18 protein-coding genes are annotated in these 17,213 nt (G+C 50.2%); 5 read left to right on the forward strand and 13 right to left on the reverse strand.

Translation table 11 applies throughout. The annotated features are described in order from the left end of the window. Positions 1-75 precede the first annotated feature (75 nt). The 3 genes from ACTF7Q_RS02895 to ACTF7Q_RS02905 all read left to right on the forward strand — a co-directional run bounded on the left by ACTF7Q_RS02895 (position 76) and on the right by ACTF7Q_RS02905 (position 3,284). Positions 76-1,140, forward strand: a complete 1,065-nt coding sequence (locus ACTF7Q_RS02895; RefSeq protein WP_438996350.1) for a MotA/TolQ/ExbB proton channel family protein — start codon at positions 76-78, stop codon at positions 1,138-1,140. A gap of 3 nt (positions 1,141-1,143) precedes the next feature. Further along, complete coding sequence (locus ACTF7Q_RS02900) at positions 1,144-2,313, forward strand: peptidoglycan -binding protein (RefSeq protein ID WP_438996351.1); 1,170 nt, start codon at positions 1,144-1,146, stop codon at positions 2,311-2,313. A 125-nt stretch (positions 2,314-2,438) separates the two neighbouring features. Continuing rightward, entirely contained in the window at positions 2,439-3,284 is an 846-nt protein-coding gene (locus ACTF7Q_RS02905) for a hypothetical protein (RefSeq protein ID WP_438996352.1), read from the forward strand. A 4-nt stretch (positions 3,285-3,288) separates the two neighbouring features. Here ACTF7Q_RS02905 and ACTF7Q_RS02910 read toward each other — a convergent pair whose 3' ends face one another. Beyond that, the gene (locus tag ACTF7Q_RS02910) at positions 3,289-5,103 is read right to left on the reverse strand and encodes an ABC transporter transmembrane domain-containing protein (protein WP_438996353.1); all 1,815 of its coding nucleotides are present in this window, start codon (positions 5,101-5,103) and stop codon (positions 3,289-3,291) included. Positions 5,104-5,301: 198 nt separating this feature from the next. On the opposite strand from ACTF7Q_RS02910, the gene rpmE reads away from it, so the two are divergent. Further along, positions 5,302-5,523 carry a 50S ribosomal protein L31 gene (gene rpmE, locus ACTF7Q_RS02915; RefSeq protein WP_438996354.1) on the forward strand — a complete coding sequence of 74 codons (222 nt, stop codon included), beginning with the start codon at positions 5,302-5,304 and terminating at the stop codon, positions 5,521-5,523. A 108-nt stretch (positions 5,524-5,631) separates the two neighbouring features. On the opposite strand, the gene ACTF7Q_RS02920 is transcribed toward rpmE, so the two are convergent. From ACTF7Q_RS02920 to ACTF7Q_RS02960, 9 genes are all read right to left on the reverse strand, one after another. Next, positions 5,632-6,096 (reverse strand): DUF2335 domain-containing protein, encoded by a 465-nt coding sequence (locus ACTF7Q_RS02920; RefSeq protein ID WP_438996355.1) that lies wholly within the window; start codon positions 6,094-6,096, stop codon positions 5,632-5,634. Positions 6,097-6,099: 3 nt separating this feature from the next. Continuing rightward, entirely contained in the window at positions 6,100-6,375 is a 276-nt protein-coding gene (locus tag ACTF7Q_RS02925; RefSeq protein ID WP_438996356.1) for a hypothetical protein, read from the reverse strand. A 76-nt stretch (positions 6,376-6,451) separates the two neighbouring features. Beyond that, positions 6,452-9,118, reverse strand: a complete 2,667-nt coding sequence (ppdK, locus tag ACTF7Q_RS02930; protein ID WP_438996357.1) for a pyruvate, phosphate dikinase — start codon at positions 9,116-9,118, stop codon at positions 6,452-6,454. 115 nt (positions 9,119-9,233) lie between these two features. Beyond that, on the reverse strand, positions 9,234-11,345 hold the full coding sequence (gene glyS, locus ACTF7Q_RS02935) for a glycine--tRNA ligase subunit beta (protein WP_438996358.1): 2,112 nt from the start codon (positions 11,343-11,345) through the stop codon (positions 9,234-9,236). After that, entirely contained in the window at positions 11,346-12,266 is a 921-nt protein-coding gene (locus tag ACTF7Q_RS02940) for a glycine--tRNA ligase subunit alpha (RefSeq protein WP_438996359.1), read from the reverse strand. Between the two features lie 82 nt (positions 12,267-12,348). Continuing rightward, entirely contained in the window at positions 12,349-12,588 is a 240-nt protein-coding gene (locus ACTF7Q_RS02945) for a hypothetical protein (RefSeq protein WP_438996360.1), read from the reverse strand. Positions 12,589-12,635: 47 nt separating this feature from the next. Next, the gene (locus ACTF7Q_RS02950) at positions 12,636-13,478 is read right to left on the reverse strand and encodes a S49 family peptidase (RefSeq protein WP_438996361.1); all 843 of its coding nucleotides are present in this window, start codon (positions 13,476-13,478) and stop codon (positions 12,636-12,638) included. Between the two features lie 152 nt (positions 13,479-13,630). Beyond that, the gene (locus ACTF7Q_RS02955; protein ID WP_438996362.1) at positions 13,631-14,392 is read right to left on the reverse strand and encodes a tRNA1(Val) (adenine(37)-N6)-methyltransferase; all 762 of its coding nucleotides are present in this window, start codon (positions 14,390-14,392) and stop codon (positions 13,631-13,633) included. Further along, complete coding sequence (locus tag ACTF7Q_RS02960; RefSeq protein WP_013047141.1) at positions 14,382-14,597, reverse strand: putative signal transducing protein; 216 nt, start codon at positions 14,595-14,597, stop codon at positions 14,382-14,384. Before ACTF7Q_RS02960 ends, ACTF7Q_RS02955 begins: the two co-directional genes overlap by 11 nt. 227 nt (positions 14,598-14,824) lie before the next feature. Here ACTF7Q_RS02960 and ACTF7Q_RS02965 point away from each other — a divergent pair, with 227 nt between their 5' ends. Beyond that, the gene (locus tag ACTF7Q_RS02965; RefSeq protein WP_438996363.1) at positions 14,825-15,898 is read left to right on the forward strand and encodes a polyprenyl synthetase family protein; all 1,074 of its coding nucleotides are present in this window, start codon (positions 14,825-14,827) and stop codon (positions 15,896-15,898) included. A 28-nt stretch (positions 15,899-15,926) separates the two neighbouring features. Here the strand turns inward: ACTF7Q_RS02965 and ACTF7Q_RS02970 are convergent, their stop codons facing one another. From ACTF7Q_RS02970 to ACTF7Q_RS02980, 3 genes are all read right to left on the reverse strand, one after another. Continuing rightward, on the reverse strand, positions 15,927-16,382 hold the full coding sequence (locus tag ACTF7Q_RS02970) for a glycoside hydrolase family protein (RefSeq protein ID WP_438996364.1): 456 nt from the start codon (positions 16,380-16,382) through the stop codon (positions 15,927-15,929). After that, positions 16,375-16,815 (reverse strand): 3TM-type holin, encoded by a 441-nt coding sequence (locus tag ACTF7Q_RS02975; protein WP_438996367.1) that lies wholly within the window; start codon positions 16,813-16,815, stop codon positions 16,375-16,377. Before ACTF7Q_RS02975 ends, ACTF7Q_RS02970 begins: the two co-directional genes overlap by 8 nt. A 93-nt stretch (positions 16,816-16,908) precedes the next feature. Continuing rightward, positions 16,909-17,213: DUF6127 family protein (locus ACTF7Q_RS02980; RefSeq protein ID WP_438996365.1), on the reverse strand; the 305-nt coding region annotated here is incomplete at its 5' end.

A 17,213-nucleotide genomic window follows, 5' to 3' on the forward strand; every position in this document is an offset into this window, starting at 1 on the left:
ATTCCTGCCATTCTTTTGTATATAGTTGTGCTGGCATTTCCAAAAGGCGCCCAACTAGGCAGAGGAGATAGGACAATGATCACCGACCCACGACGTTACCTTGTTCGCATGTTTTTGTTTTTAGTGGCGGTTAGTATAATTGCCGGTCTATTGCATGAACCGCTTAGTGTCGCCTTTCTTGGCAATGCAGCTTTGAATGGGATGATTTTGCTGGCCCTAGCTTTGGGCATAGTCTATATCATCCGGCAGAATTTGCGGCTTGTTCCCGAGCGCAAATGGATCACCGCCGTTCAAGAGACAAGCAAACTTGACCCGCCTGGCGCACGCCCTATTCTGCTGGCCACTGTTTATGCCATGCTTGCTGACTCGCGTCAGGACACACAATTATCTGCCCTATCCATGCGCTCGGTTCTTGATGGGGTGGCCGCCCGCCTTGATGAAGGGCGGGAAATTTCCCGCTATATGATTGGTTTGCTGGTGTTTCTAGGCCTGCTGGGCACTTTCTGGGGCCTGCTACAGACAATTAGCGCCGTTGGCGGCGTGGTCAATTCCATCGATGCCAATAACAGCGATTTTACCGCTATGATGGGCCAGCTTCGTACCGGTCTTGATGCCCCATTATCAGGCATGGCCACCGCCTTTTCGTCATCGCTTTTCGGTCTTGCAGGATCACTTATTCTTGGCTTTCTCGACCTGCAACTTGGTCAGGCCATGGGACGTTTTTTCAATGAGTTGGAAGACTGGCTTTCGGCCTTTGCCCGCTTTAACGACAATAGCCCAGCTCAAAATGGTCAGCCCCAATCGTTTGGCCCACTGGCGCATGGCATGAGCGAAGAAGCCGCGCGTGCGCTTTTGTCCTTATCACAAGCCATCGCCAAAGGTGAAGATAACCGCGAACATCTGCTAGATCAGGTATCACGACTAAACACAAATATGGCGAGCCTAGCTGAAATGCTGGCTGACGATCGCCGCCTTCGTGACCATCTGGTGCAGTTAAACACCAATATTACGCAACTATCTGAAGATTTGCGGAATGACCGAAATCGGCAAACCGATGTTGTCGCATCAGAATTACGCGGCCTCTCAAGCTCAATCGGGGCCATGCTGTCGGCTAAATCCTCTGATCAGAGGTCCAAGTAACTCATGGCGTTATCTCGCACAACTGGTTCACGACGCGCTGAAAACTACACCTGGCCGGGTTTTGTGGATGCGCTAGCAACGCTTTTAATGGTCATTATTTTTGTCCTGATGGTGTTCGTTCTGATTCAGGTTAATCTTGCCTATCGCGTATCTGGTCAGGATGACACATTGACCGCAATGCGCCAGCAACTAGCCAGCCTCACCGAATTGTTGAATCTTGAGCGTAATGCCAGTGCCGACCTTGCCGCTAATCTTGCTCAGATCAATAATCAGCTTGTGCTTAGCAATGCTGAAAATGATAAGATAAGCTCTCAGCTTACTATTATCACAAGCGACCTTGATGCGCGGAACGCTGAAATTGACCGCCTGATGCTGTTACAGTCCGATACGGAATTAGCCTTGAATGATGCCCAGAAAAATCTGGCCGAACGTGACAAGCAACTGGATATTCTTGAAGGCACGCTGGCGATCGCTGATGCCCGCGCGAAAGCAGACAGTCAAACGATCGACAATCTCAAGGCTGAAACCAACGCATCGCGCGCCGAAATTGCACAAATGACAAATGCGCTCGCCGCGCTGAAGGCACAATTAGAAAGTCTGCAAAATTTGCTAGCTGAAAAAGAAGCTCAGGCCACCAAAGATAAAATTGCTATCGCCAATCTTGGCAAGTCGCTTAATAATGCCTTGGCAAGTCGTGTTCAGGAATTACAGCGGTTCCGGTCCGAGTTCTTTGGGCGGCTTCGTGATATTCTCAAAGATCGGAATGACGTGCAGATTGTCGGCGATCGATTTGTATTTCAATCAGAGGTTCTGTTTGCCGCCGGTCAGGCTGATATCGGTGATAGTGGCCGTGAACAAATGACCAAACTTGCTATAGCGTTGGCTGAAATTGCGCGGGAAATACCTGATGATATAAACTGGGTTTTACAGGTTGACGGGCATACGGACGATATTCCGATTCGCGCTGGGCGCTATGCAGATAACTGGGACCTTTCAACTGAGCGTGCCTTATCTGTGGTGCGGTTTCTGATATCACAAGGTTTACCACCAAACCGCCTTGCCGCAACGGGCTATGGCGAACATCAACCGCTGATCAATGAGAATAGTGAAGATGCGCGTCAGAAAAACCGCCGTATTGAGCTGAAAATAACACAAAGGGTATCAGCCAAGTAGATACCCATATTTGCCATCATATCCTAAATAGACTAACCTTTGGTATGATGACGAATTGGCCATATGAACAGCCAAGGTCGGAAATTTATCTGTTTTATGTTAAGGCCCGAAAAGCGGCACAATCGATGGCAACCGCCATCCTGCTATTTTCAGGCTATATTATTTTATGTCTGACTGGCTCTTTTGTATTTACCGCGGCTGCGGCATCCGTCCTGTGCGATGGTTCTACCGACAATATGACCCTGCGAACAGAGTTGCTGATGCACTGTGCCCATCCATATCCAGATATACGATTTGATGACGAACATCCACATCTTGATTATCAGCGCTTTACTCTCGAGCTAATCGAAGAAACAGCGCCCTTGCCCGAAAAGCATGCGCCGCCGCCTCTTATCCCCGATGCGCATATATTGTTGGTGAGCGCGCTTTACGAATTTGGTGAGATTGAACAACAAGGCATTCTGACGCCATCTTTTAGCGACGACGATAACGATCTTTTCGCCTGGATTGAGGAAGACCTATATGTATTGGAGTTTTTCAAAGACATATATCCTGTTCAATCCATCGACATCATGCCCGACCATGCTGTTGGTTTGCCAGTCACTGTCAAAGTGGCATGTCTTTGCCCTGGCGATACGGCACCAGTTAAATGGCATGGCACAGGAAATCTGATGCTTGATTTTCCAGATCAAAAAGGCGCGTTACGATCGATATTCCTGACCAATGACACCGGAAGCCGCTTTGACGGCGCCCTTGATTTTGCCTTGCCGCCAGCCAGCGATAATTTGTTTAGCAGTAAAGATGCAAATATTCAGTTCCAGATTGATGGTGGGGATACGCATAGCTGGAACGCCGCGATTAAAGGGGCTATCGACGGCCCGCGTGCAACCAACTCAGTTGGCCATTTTGCGGCAAGTCATTTTGATCTGGAGTCTGGCCTGATTGGCCATTTCAAATCTGTTGATGACTAGCTTTTCAGGCTCGCCGTGGCACTGAAAATTGTAAATCTGCAAGGGTGCGATAAAGGCTGGATTCAACCATCAGCATTTCATGCGTTCCTTCGGCAATGATTCGCCCCTGATCCAGTAGCAGAATCCGATCAGCCCTTACGACCGTAGCCAGACGATGCGCGATCACAAATGAGGTGCGCTCATGCATTAGGTTTTCTAGCGCCCCCTGCACAGCGGCTTCAGATTGCGCGTCAAGGGCGCTGGTGGCCTCATCGAGCAGTAACAATCTGGGATTACGCAATATAGCGCGCGCAATGGCCACACGCTGACGTTGGCCACCAGATAGGCGCACGCCCTTTTCGCCAACCATTGCGTCATAACCATCCGTAATGGCCATGATAAAATCATGCGCCTGCGCTTTTTTTGCCGCCTCGATTATCGCATCCATATCGGCATCAGGTCGGCCAAAGGCCAGATTTTCCCGGATAGTTGCAGAAAACAATGCCGGATCCTGTGGCACCAGGCCAATCTGGGCGCGAACATCAGCAAGCTTGACCGCGCGAATATCGGTATCACCGATTGAAATCACCCCGGTTATCGGATCATAAAAACGCAACAACAAATGAAACAAGGTTGATTTGCCAGCCCCGCTAGGCCCCACCAACGCAACCCGTTCACCCGCATTTATCTGAAAACTAACATTATCAATCGCTGGTCGGTTAGCTACGGCAGGATAGGAAAATGATACCTTGTCAAAACGACAGGCCACCGGATGTGAGGCATCCAGCTTTTGTGGGTTAGGCAATTCAGGCACAATCGCATCCGTTGTCAAAAGCTGGGCAATCCGGTCTGCCGCGCCAGCCGCACGTTGCAGATCGCCAGCCAGTTCAGACAAAAAGCCAGTCGAGCTGGCAACCAGAAAGGCATAGAAAATAAATGATGACAAATCACCAGCGCTTATGCGTCCGGCAAGAAGATCCTGACCGCCAATCCACAGAATCGCAGAAATACCACTAAACACCAGAAAGATAAGAATGCCAGATAATAAACCTCGCAAACGCACCCGCGACAAAGCCGCATCCAGGCTGTCATCAACAGCCTTGTCAAAATGTGCCCGTACAAAGCTTTCACGCCCAAATGCCTGAACCGTGCGGATGGCGCTAACCACCTCCTCGGCTTCGACCGAAACATCCCCAAGGCGATCCTGCGCACGCCGCGACGCCACCCGCAAACGCCGCCCCAGTAAAATTAAGGGCACCACCACAAGCGGCACGACGACCAGCACAACTAAAGACATTTTTGGGCTTGAAAGCACCACCATAACCAATCCGCCAAATAGCAGAATCACATTACGTGCAGCCATTGATAGCGTTGATGTCATGACCATCTGTACGGTTGCCGTATCGCTGGTTATCCGTGCCAGAACGTCACCTGTGCGTGCGGTTTCAAACCATCCAATCGATAATCGGGTCACATGCGCAAACACGGCGCGGCGAATATCAGCCAACACCATTTCACCAATCTGATTAACCATGGTGGTGCGCAAATAACTGCCAAAGGCTAGCACTAGCGCAATCAGGCTGGTTGCCATAACTGCACGATCAAGCAAAGCTGGATCCTGTTTGCCAAGGCCTTCATCAACCAGATAGGCGAGACCCCGTCCCATGAACAGCAACGCCCCCGCCACCATGAATAGCGATAATAACGCCAGCATGATTCGCTTTTTGTGTGGAGCCAGATACGGCCAGAAAAACCGCAATAACGCACCGCTTGTCATCATTGCCTGGGCACTATCGGCCTTTGAAGTGGCATAGGAGCCATCGGCATTACGGTTTGTCATTACAATACCTGTTACGTTCGTTAAGGGCTTGCTTTGCAACGCCATAGGCGATATACCACCCGCACTGCTGAAAGACCAGCCCCGCACAGTGTCAAAAGACACGCCTTGGGACTTGTCATGCGGCACATAGATATAACATCCGGCTTGCCGGACGAGACCCAGAGCCAGGCGGCGGCGTCAGGCTTTAAGGAGAGCCTAATGAAAAAAGATATTCATCCTGATTACCATGAAATCAAAATTGTGATGACCGATGGTAGCGAGCGCATGACACGTTCGACCATGGGCAAAGAAGGCGACGTTATCAAACTTGATATTGACCCGTTGACACATCCAGCATGGACTGGCCAGCACCGGATTGTTGATTCAGGTGGTCAGGTTGCCCGCTTTAACAAACGCTTTGCAGGTCTTGGCACCAAATAATTCGGATTTAATCCAAAATAAAAGCCGGCATCCTTCATGGATTGCCGGCTTTTTATCTGGAAATTTTTCTACCAATCTCCCAGCAAACCAAATGAATGGGCAATCACACTATTCCAATTCATCCTTAGCAAGTTCCCTATTTTTTTGAGCAAAAAAGAACTTTACAAGCCCTGCTAAAGAACCGAAGACAGCTATGAATACGCCCGGTATTTCATACCCGGTGACTATACATAATGCGCCAACCGCTACTAAACATATCGATACAAGCGTTGAACAAATAATACGACACATATCGTTACGTAAATATTTGTTCCCATGTGCCTCACGTATTGTCTGCTCTTTGGTAGCAATGGCTAGAGTGTTTTCGGCTAGACCAAAAACTCTTTCAGCCGATCCTGCGAGTATTTTTTCATACTGTTCCAGCATTTCTGGAGGAGGCAATGGCCCTTGAAAGGTTTTAGAAACAACTACTTCTGAAATACTATTTGACTCAAGCACTTCAATATTTTCTTCATCAACTGTCTTGGAATCAGTAAGTTTAGGGTGTCTCTTAGATTTTGGTTTTTCTGTCATCTTTTACCTTAAGTTAAGATGACCAATCGCCTTTCTAAAATATACTCTAATATTGTCAGCATCCTGCAATCGGCCTTCAATGCCCGTTTTTGGCTTGAAAAGATCAATATTTTCTGGCCCTGAATAGCTATCTAAAAAATACTGAAAAAAACTACGTTCTTTGATTTTTAGACTATTCGCACTGGACGCAATGTTTACAATAAAATTACCGTATTCTCTCTCGACGCTAAATTGCTCAGCATCAAGTGGTCTGGTTTTGGTACTTATTTGCGTTTCCATATTGGACTCCATTATTCCTACATATACGATAAGGGAATTAACTTATGAAATTCAAGATGTTTTGTTCTATCCAATACTAGCCTTTCTGTCTGATATGCGCCTGCGCGGCGGCTAAACGGGCGGCTGGCACACGGAACGGCGAACAGGACACATAATCAAGCCCGACCTCTTCAAAGAAACTGATCGAATCTGGATCGCCGCCATGTTCGCCACAGATGCCTAGCTTGATATCAGGCCGTGCGGCCTTGCCGTTTTCAACCCCAAGTCTGACCAACGCCCCAACACCATCACGATCAATCGAAACGAAGGGATCAATCGGATAAATATCGGCATCGGCATAATGATGCAGGAATGCCCCCGCATCATCACGGCTTATTCCAAGGGCTGTTTGCGTCAAATCATTCGTGCCAAAGGAAAAGAATTCCGCCTCATCGGCAAGCTCACCTGCACATATCGCGGCTCTGGGCAATTCAACCATCGTCCCTATCAGATAGTCTATCTTCTGACCAGTTTCGGCCATCACCGCATCAGCTGTGGCAATGATTTCCACCTTGCATAGGGCAATCTCGCGCGCTGTTGCCGCCAATGGCACCATGATTTCGGGAATCGGAGCTGTCCCCAGCTTTTTCGCTATAGCACAAACCGCTTCAAAAATAGCACGCGCCTGCATCCGGCAGATTTCCGGATAGGTCACCGCCAGACGACATCCGCGATGGCCAAGCATCGGATTCGATTCGGCCAGCTTTATGGCACGTTGGCGCGCGGTTTCCAATGTAATGCCTGACACTTTGGCAACTTCCGCCAGTTCATCTTGAGAATGCGGTAAGAATTCATGCAAAGGCGGATCAAGCAACCGTATTGTCACGGGCAAGCCTGCCATAATTTCGAATAGCGACTCAAAATCCTGTCTTTGCATGGGCAATAATTTGGCTAGTGCTGTTTCACGGCCAACAGTATCTGCCGCCATAATCATTTCACGCATGGCGATAATACGGTCACTATCGAAAAACATATGTTCGGTGCGGCAAAGGCCAATACCTTCAGCACCAAAATCAACCGCAACACGCGCATCTGCCGGGGTTTCGGCGTTAGTACGCACGCGCATACGTCTTGCCTGATCTGCCCATGACATGAGCGTAGCAAACGCATCCGACATACGCGGCTGGATCGTTGCCACCTCGCCCAGATAGACATTACCGTTACTGCCATCGATGGTCAGAATGTCGCCTTCAGACAATTCAGTGCCAAGGATAAAAATTTTACCACTTACCTCGTCAAAGCTCAGATCGCCACTGCCCGATACGCAAGGGCGCCCCATGCCACGGGCAACAACAGCCGCATGACTTGTCATCCCGCCACGTGCGGTCAGAATACCAGCCGCCGCATGCATCCCATGAATATCTTCAGGGCTGGTTTCCAGTCGAACCAGAATAACCTGATGGCCGTGTGATGCCATTTCCTCGGCTTTGTCGGCGGTCAGAACAATCTGCCCACAGGCCGCACCTGGTGATGCTGGCAAGCCACGCGTCAACAACGTCTTCTGGGCATCAGGATCAAGCGTGGGATGCAATAGCTGGTCTAGTGCCAATGGATCAACACGGCAAATCGCTTCATCTTTTGAAATCAGCCCTTCATCGGCCATTTCCACAGCCATACGGATCGCCGCCTCGGCAGTACGTTTGCCGCTACGTGTCTGCAACATATAAAGGCGGCCTTGCTGAACGGTGAATTCCAGATCCTGCATATCGCAATAATGCGCCTCAAGCCGGGCACGCACAGCATCAAGCTGGTTAAACACCTCAGGCATGGCTTCCTGCATCGACAGGCCATCACCACCGCCTTTGCGCCGCGCTTCAGCGGTCAGTGGCAATGGGGTACGGATACCCGCAACAACATCCTCGCCCTGTGCATTAATCAAAAATTCGCCATAGAAACTATTTTCACCTGTCGATGGATCGCGGGTAAAGGCAACGCCTGTTGCACAATCATCACCCATATTGCCAAACACCATAGCCTGGACATTAACTGCCGTGCCCCAGGCTGCTGGAATATTATTCAGCCGCCGATAGGTTTTTGCACGCGTATTCATCCAGCTGGTAAAAACCGCACCCACAGCCCCCCATAGTTGTTCCCAAGGGTCTTGTGGAAATACAGCTCCTGCTTCTTCCTCGACAATAGTTTTATAGAGCTCAACCAATTCCTGCAGATCCGCCCCAGTCAGCTTGGTATCGTCAAAAATACCCCGGGCACGCTTCATATCTTCCAGCGCATCTTCAAATAGTCCATGGTCAACATCCATGACCACATCGGCATACATCTGGATAAAGCGGCGATAACTATCATAGGCAAAACGGATATCGTCAGCCCGCGCCGCAAGACCCGCGGCGGTATCATCATTCAGGCCCAGATTAAGCACCGTATCCATCATGCCCGGCATCGAGGCGCGCGCGCCAGACCGAACAGATACCAAAAGTGGGTTGTCCGGATCGGCGAATATTGTGCCAGTCTCGGACTCAACCAGCGCAATCGCCGCGGTTACATCTTTTTGCAACGATTCCGGATAAGTATGGTCATTATCATAGAAATGGGTACAGACCTCGGTGGTGATTGTGAATCCCGGCGGTACTGGCAAGCCGATCCCACTCATCTCGGCAAGGTTTGATCCTTTGCCTCCCAAAAGATTACGCATGGAACTGTCGCCATCCGTACCATTCGCACCAAAGCTATATACCCACTGAGCCATGATTTAGTCCCTTTTCAACCATTAGATTATGTCACGTAACTGTTGCAAACCTGACATCAATAAATAACCTCAAAACCCTCAAAATACATATGTGACGTTACAATCACTACATCTATCACCCTTCGATTTTTGAAAAATCGGCAATATTTTGCATATGTGACCTGATAAGTGCCAGAATCCCCAACCTGTTTTCACGAATTGCGGGATCGTCATCATTTACCACAACTTCGGTAAAGAAATGGTCAATAGGCGCCCGCAACTTACCAAGCGCCTGCATTTGGTGCAGAAGCTGAGCTTTGTCAGGAATTTCTGTTTGCCCAACCGCATCATGACTCCCAAGAATATCAATGGCTGACATCAATCCACGTTCGGCATCATGCACAAACAGACTCGGCTCAATAGTGGGGGCAAAGATCCTGTCTTCTTTACTTTCTTCTGCGGCCAGAATACTTGCCGCACGACGCCATCCAGCCAACAGGCCAACGCCATCATCTGTTGCCAGAAAAATGGCCAAAGCACGAGCGGTATCCGCCAATAGCAATACATCATCAGTCGTTGCTGTTTGCAAGACCGAAGCCGCTACATCATGCGCAACATTCTGATCCAGCAGACTGACACGCAACCGCTCACGTACAAATGGCAGCAAGGCGTCATCGACATTATCAAAGCCGTGATATGAAGCTGCTTTGGCAAAAATCTTGCCAAGCGGGATCCGGGTCTGACTTTCGAGGATAATGGCAATCACACCAAGGGCGGCACGGCGCAAGGCATAGGGATCTTTTGATCCGGTAGGCTTAGCACCAACACCAAAGAAACCGACCAGCGTATCGATCTTGTCAGCCAACGACACCGTCATGGCTTCGGGCAATGATGGCACCGCATCCTGCGGGCCTTGCGGACGATAATGTGACGCGACTGCCGCCGCTACATCCTTATCTTCGCCTGCGGCTATCGCATAATAGCCACCCATTACGCCCTGTAATTCGGGAAATTCGCCAACCATGCCCGTGACCAGATCAGCTTTTGCCAACAATCCGGCACGTTGCGCCTTGGCCAGATCACAACCATCGATGAAAGAGGCAATATCACCAGCCAGTTTTTCTATACGGCGCGCTTTATCATGAACTGAACCAAGCTCCGCATAAAAGGTAATATCGGCAAGCTGCGGCAGATAATCTTGTAATGTTCTGGCTTTATCCTGCGTCCAGAAAAATTCGGCATCGGCAAGACGGGCGCGCAACACACGTTGATTTCCTGCCTTGATAACATCATCTCGCACGTGATTGGCAGCACGATTGGCAACAATGATGAAATGAGGAGACATCGAACCATCGCCAATATCTTCCAGCGTGATATATTTCTGGTGCGTCTGGATTGATGATTGCAGAACTTCGGCGGGTAATTGCATAAACCGGTCTTCAATCTTGCCCACCAGCAAATGTGGCCATTCGACAAGATTGGCTGTTTCGGTTACCAACGCATCGCCGGTTTTAACCCTGCAACCCATATCTGCAGCCAATTTATGTGCCTGATCCGATACATGCTTGGCACGTTGATTATGATCAACCAGCACATGTGCCTTTTGCAGACGAGCAATATAGTCCTGCGCATCTTTCAAGCCATCAAGATCAACATCGCCTGGGCTTTCAAAAAAATGACCACAGCTTTTATCGCCAAAGATGATTTGGGCTTCGTCATCACCGCCAAGCGCCAAGGCACCGTCAAGCAGCTTACCGCCAAACAACACATTGATTCGATGCAACGGGCGCACCCAGCGAAACCGTGACGTTCCCCAGCGCTGGCTTTTCGGCCACGGAAAATTATTCAGAATGTCGGTAATCATAGGGGCAAGCAGATCAGTGGTCTGCGCGCCTTTCGACTCCGAACGTGCAAACAGGAAACGGCCTTTAGGCGTATCTTCTTCAACCAGCTCGTCGCGGGTCATGCCAGTCGAGGCCAAAAACCCGTTAATCGCCTGTTCCGGCGCATCAACCCGGGGGCCGCGTTTTTCGACGATGCGGTCAGCTTGCTGGTCATCGACACCCACCACATAAAGTGCCAGATGTCGTGATGATACCAGACAGGCGTCCGTATCATCAACTTTGGCATAACCAAGGCCAAGGCCATCAAGCGCGGCATAAACAAGTCGTTGCAGATCGGCACATGCCTTGACCTGCATGCGCGCCGGAATATCTTCACTGACAAGTTCGATAAAAAGATCCGCCATTTACGCCTCTTGCTTCTGGCTGTCAGATACTTGCCCGATCCACGCTTCGCAACAGCCTTTGGCAAGGGCGCGCACGCGGCCGATATAGGATGCGCGCTCGGTCACCGAAATAACGCCTCGCGCATCAAGCAGATTGAATAGATGGCTAGCTTTCATACATTGATCGTAGGCTGGCAAGGCCAGTGGCGCCTCCCGGTCAAGCAAGGCACCACACGCGGCTTCGGCATCTTTGAAATGCTGAAATAAAATATCGGTTTCAGCATATTCAAAATTCCAGCTGGAAAATTCAACTTCGGCGCGATGAAAAATATCGCCATAGCATTTGCCACCATCGTCAGCTACAACACCATCCCAATCAAGATCATAGACATTATCAACGCCCTGAATGAACATTGCCAGTCGTTCAAGACCATAGGTCAATTCCAGCGGCACCGGGTTACATTCGATACCACCAACCTGCTGAAAATAGGTGAATTGCGACACTTCCATACCGTCGCACCATACTTCCCAGCCAAGTCCCCATGCGCCTAATGTCGGCGATTCCCAATCATCCTCAACAAAACGGATATCATGTGCATCAGGATCAAGCCCAATCGCACGTAAAGACCCAAGATACAAAGCCTGTGAGTCGACTGGCGAAGGTTTGAAAATCGCCTGAAACTGATAGTAATGCTGAAGCCGGTTCGGGTTTTCGCCATAGCGTCCATCGGTCGGCCGACGTGATGGCTGGACATAGGCTGCGCGCCAGATCTTGTCAGGCCCCAAAGCACGCAAGGTGGTCGCTGGATGAAATGTACCTGCGCCAACTTCCATATCATAAGGTTGCAAAATAACGGCGCCCTGTTTGGCCCAGTAAAGCTGCAAGTTTAAAATAATTGACTGAAAATCAGTGCCTGATTCTGAAATATGCGTCTTTGTCATAATGTAAGACCGTTTATGATGTCTTGAGCCGGAAAGGTTGCCCGCAAACTACCCGCAAACACCTGATAAATGCAACCGATAGCTAACTCTGATAGGGGCAATCATCACGACCACAATTTTCCTGCGCCACCCAGGCTTTGCAAATCGCGCATTCTTCAAGGTCGATCGAGTTCCGATTTGCCTTTTGTTGTGACTGGTTGCCATTGTCCGTCTGGTCATTTTTAGAGGCAATATTGGCTTTACGCGCATCAATCGCCCGAAACACCCGCCATACAATCCACAAAATAAGACATAGGCCAATAAGCTTAGGTAAAGACAGCATCATATTCAGCCTTTCGCCACGTTAGATTTTGACATAATACGCCCCAATTACAGACCAAAGCGCGATAGATAGGCGCGCTCAATGGCAATATCGGATGCTTCATTAACAATACCACTGGCCATCTGTCCTGACAGATTGGTCAGCCCAAAAGGCAGCAATTTTCGTTTTGGTTCGATCATCATCAGTTCGGTATCATCACCAAACCGGCTATTGATTATCTGTCGGATTTCACCAACCGCATCAACCAGACCCAGCTTGACCGCGGTTTCACCAGTCCAGAACGCGCCGCTGAACAGCTCGGCACGATCGCCTTTCAACTTGGCACCACGCCGGTTTTCAATATGGGCAATAAACTGGGAATGAATTTCAGCCTGAAGCGCCTTTAGCCGTTCGACTTCTTCGCTTTGTTCAGGTTGAAACGGATCAAGGATCATTTTGGATTCACCCGCTGTATGAACACGCCGTTCCACACCGATTTTCTTGATCGCTTTGTCAAAACCAAAGCCAGCAGACACAACGCCAATCGACCCAATGATCGAGGCCGGATCGGCATAAATTTCATCCGCACTGGCAGCTAGCCAATAGCCACCACTGGCCGCAACATCTTCACAAAAAGCCAGAACCGGCACATCAGCCCGTTTGGCCAGATCGCGGATACGACGCCCAATCAGCGACGATTGCACAGGCGACCCGCCTGGTGAATTAATGATCAGCGCCACCGCCTTAGCATGGCGGATCGAAAACGCTTTTTTCAATTGCGGTTCGACCGTTTCCAGCGAAATCCCCCGCCGCATACCACTGCCCGACGCGGCGATCACGCCGCCAAGCCGAACAACCGGCACAACCGGCTTTTTTTTACGCCAAAAGAAAATCCGGTTAAATATGCCCATAATGCCTATGACTCTTCGGTTGTTTGATAGCTACTAAGACAATGCAACATATCTAGCTTGGATGCTATTATTTTTGATAGCTTTTATTTTTGGCGCAAAGATTGGTTTTTTAATTCAGGATCAAAACAGACAGGGTGCAGATAGGGCGCATGTTAAGATCGTGCCGGATGCGTCAGATACAATGCACCACCTTGCATGATGCGACTGGCACTTTGCGTATAGCCCCCGCTATCATTATGCAGAACCAGACCAGGCAAAATGGCACCAGGGCCAGTTATGGTTTTGCGCACCTGAATAATGACCCGGCTGGCAGGGGTGTCATGACGAGGCCATAATGGGCATAACAATGTCTCGCCAGCGCCGTTTGACTCGAATGCCGTGATGAGTTCCGACGCCCGGTCTGCCCGGCAAATAAAGCTGATTCTGCCGCGTGGTTTTGTCGCCCAGATCGCCGCCTTTACCCAATCGGCAAGTTTGGTATCTTCGCCCATATGCGCCAGAGCGCGGCTCCGGTTTTGTGGGCGTGTTCCCCGTGTATCGTGATAGGGCGGGTTGCTGACCACATGGTCAAAGCTGTTCGCCAGCACAGGCGATAGTGCTGTTATATCCCCAGTCAACAATCGTATCTGTCCAGCCAGATTGTTATCCTCTATATTGCGTTCAGCCAGCGCAACCATATCCGGATCAAGTTCGACCGCCGTGATATGGACATCAGGCAGTCGCTTGGCAATGCACAGCGCGACGCCGCCTACACCACATCCCATATCAAGAATGCGTTTGGTTCGTTGCGGCACCGATGCGGCCAGTAAAATGGCATCCGTGCCAACCCGATAACCATTTTTTGGCTGGGTTATTGCAACCGTTTTATTCAGCAGATGGTCATGTGTCACGTCACTATCGGGATCAGTCATCATATAATTCTCCCGCATCATCAAGCACGCGCTCGGCACTCAATTTATAGGCATCAGCAACAACCAGACGACAGGGGAAAGCGCCAATGCCGCCTTCCAATGCCGAGATGTGACTATCAAAAACCTCATTCTTAATTCCTGCGTCATTGAGTAACGCGCGCAGAAAAGACAGTCTGACCATATTTGTTGTGCGGATAATTGTGACCATAACCCAATATCGCGTATTATCCTGCCATATCCAAGCCGTTAGTGATCAAATCGTGAAATGGGATCACGGCGCCTATAGATATGTCAGGGTTCATTGCTTACTTTTGCTTAAATTTGTTAATTAAGTTTAAATTTTACTTGTCCCTGCCATGGCAGAGGCATATCTAGACAACATAGCGAAACATGTCATCATGCACATATGTTAGTGATTAATGTCGGGTAGAAATTATGGTCGCACAATCCATTACAGCTGAGGGTATGGCGCAGGTCGCATCAACGCTGGACGATGATGCCCTGAAACAGCCACCATCCTTGACAACCTTGATCAATCTGCTTGCTGATGACATGACGCAGGTCAATGAGACGATTATGGCGCGCATGACCAGCGACGTGCCGCTGATCCCGCAACTGGCCGGACATTTGATTGCATCAGGCGGTAAGCGCATGCGCCCGTTGATGACACTGGCAGGTGCCCGTATAGCCAGCCCCAACGCAACAAGCTGTTCTGCTGCGGCGATCAAACTGGCAACCGCAGTCGAATTCATTCATTCGGCGACCTTATTGCATGATGATGTGATTGATGAGTCGAATATGCGCCGCGGCCAGGACACAGCGAATGCGCTATGGGGCAATGACGCATCGGTTCTGGTAGGGGATTTTCTGTTTGCGCGGGCTTTTGAACTGATGGTCGAAAGCGGCAATATTGATGTGCTTGGCACTTTGTCATCTGCCTCGGCACGGATTACCGAAGCCGAAATCAAGCAAATGACAATCGCTGGCAATCCAGATACCAGACTTGAAGATTATCTTGACGTTATCGAAGGCAAGACCGCCATTCTGTTTGCCGCCGCCGCCGCATCAGGAGCCAAAATTTCGGGCGCTGATGAACATGTCACCACGGCCATGCACAATTATGGATTAAATCTTGGGCTGGCATTCCAGATCATGGATGATGCGCTGGATTATTCAGCCGATAGCGCGCAAATGGGCAAAAATGCTGGTGATGATTTCCTTGACCAGAAAATAACCCTGCCAGTTATTCTGGCCTATCAGAAAGCCAATGACGAAGAACGTGGATTCTGGCATCGCACAATGGGCGATGGTAATTTTGCCGCCGATGATTTTGCCAAGGCACAGGGCATTCTGGCGCATCATCACGCGATTGAAGAATCACTGGATACAGCCACATCATATGCGCATAAGGCCAAAGTAGCCCTAAGTATTTTTGACACGCCCGAACAAGCCGAACTGGCACATGCGCTGCGCGAGGCCGCCGCCTTTGCCGCCTTCCGCCGCACCTAAGACCCACGTCATGATTATGAATATGGCTTCATCTGGGCTTGCTGGATGATCGCAACAGTGCCGCTATTTCCTCTGCGCGGTGGCCGACCTGCAATGCCCAATAGCTATCCAGCGCTTCATTGCTGGCACCGATCCAGTTGCCATCATTGATCGCGGCACGCATACGCCGAAAACCGGCAAGCCGCGTTTGCCCTAGATTGAAAGCCATCGATATCAGCCCTGCCTGTCGCTTGCTGTCAAAGCCATCAAAGGCGGGAAATAAGGCGCGGCAACCAGCGCGGGCGATAGCGATATCATTCGCCAAAAGAAGGTCGATTTCATCGGCGCTCAAACCGCGATCATCCAGATTGCGCCCCACCCCTATTGTCAGCTTACCCACCTGGTCGCGATAGGGATGTCTGCGCCGCCCTTCATGGCGTTCCAGCATGGTGGCCAGATCGCGGTCAGCTTGGCGTATCGCTGGCAAAGACTTTAATTTAGCCATGATGCACACCATGCACACCACGCGCACTATGTTCCTTATAAACGGCTGGCCTGATAGCCGGTAGCATCTTTTCGGCGCTTCGTCCGACCACATAACCACCAAGACCGATTTGTAACAGCAACCACGCTTCATCCGACAGGCGAAACACCAGCAAGCCAAAAGCATCAAGGATCACCAGAATAAGAAAGCTCAGCATTGTGATGGGGCGCCAGTTACGTTGCAACCATGACTGCCCGCCAATTTCGGCGGCAATCAGGCTGGCGCGCGCCGCCAGCTTTTCACGTTCCAGATCGAGGGTCAGCGCCAAAGCCTGATTCTGCGCATTGACCAGCGCGATACGCACGGCATCGCGTTCTTCATCCGAGGTATGCAACTCGTCGATCACACTGGCAAGCGGCGTGAATAAACGGCTTATCATATCAATAAGCGACATCATCTTCCTTTCACATTATGGCAATGATTTTGATTATATTTGATGACAAGATGGGGTGGCGGTGAGCCAAGCCTGTTATTTGAGCCAGGCCTATTATTGATGCGACAGGATCACCAACAGGCCCAGCCCCATCAGCATCAAGGCAGCCTGCACAAACCAGCCAAGACATTTCTGGATCAGGTCAACGCGCACTTTGCGTACACTGGCAAGGCCAGCGCGCAGATCGGCCAGATCAGCACGGGCATCGGCATCATCCAGCCCCAGATCGGCCAGCCTTTTGGTAATCGCGGCGTCAATGGCCGCCTTTATTTGCGCGTCATTCATATGCGCGTCATGATCGGGTTCTGCCTTGTCGCGCCTTTCCAGCTTATCCGCAGACGGCACCAGCGGCGATGGCG

This window comes from Puniceispirillum sp. (SeqCode) (assembly GCF_965657105.1).
Lineage (GTDB): Bacteria > Pseudomonadota > Alphaproteobacteria > Puniceispirillales > Puniceispirillaceae > Puniceispirillum.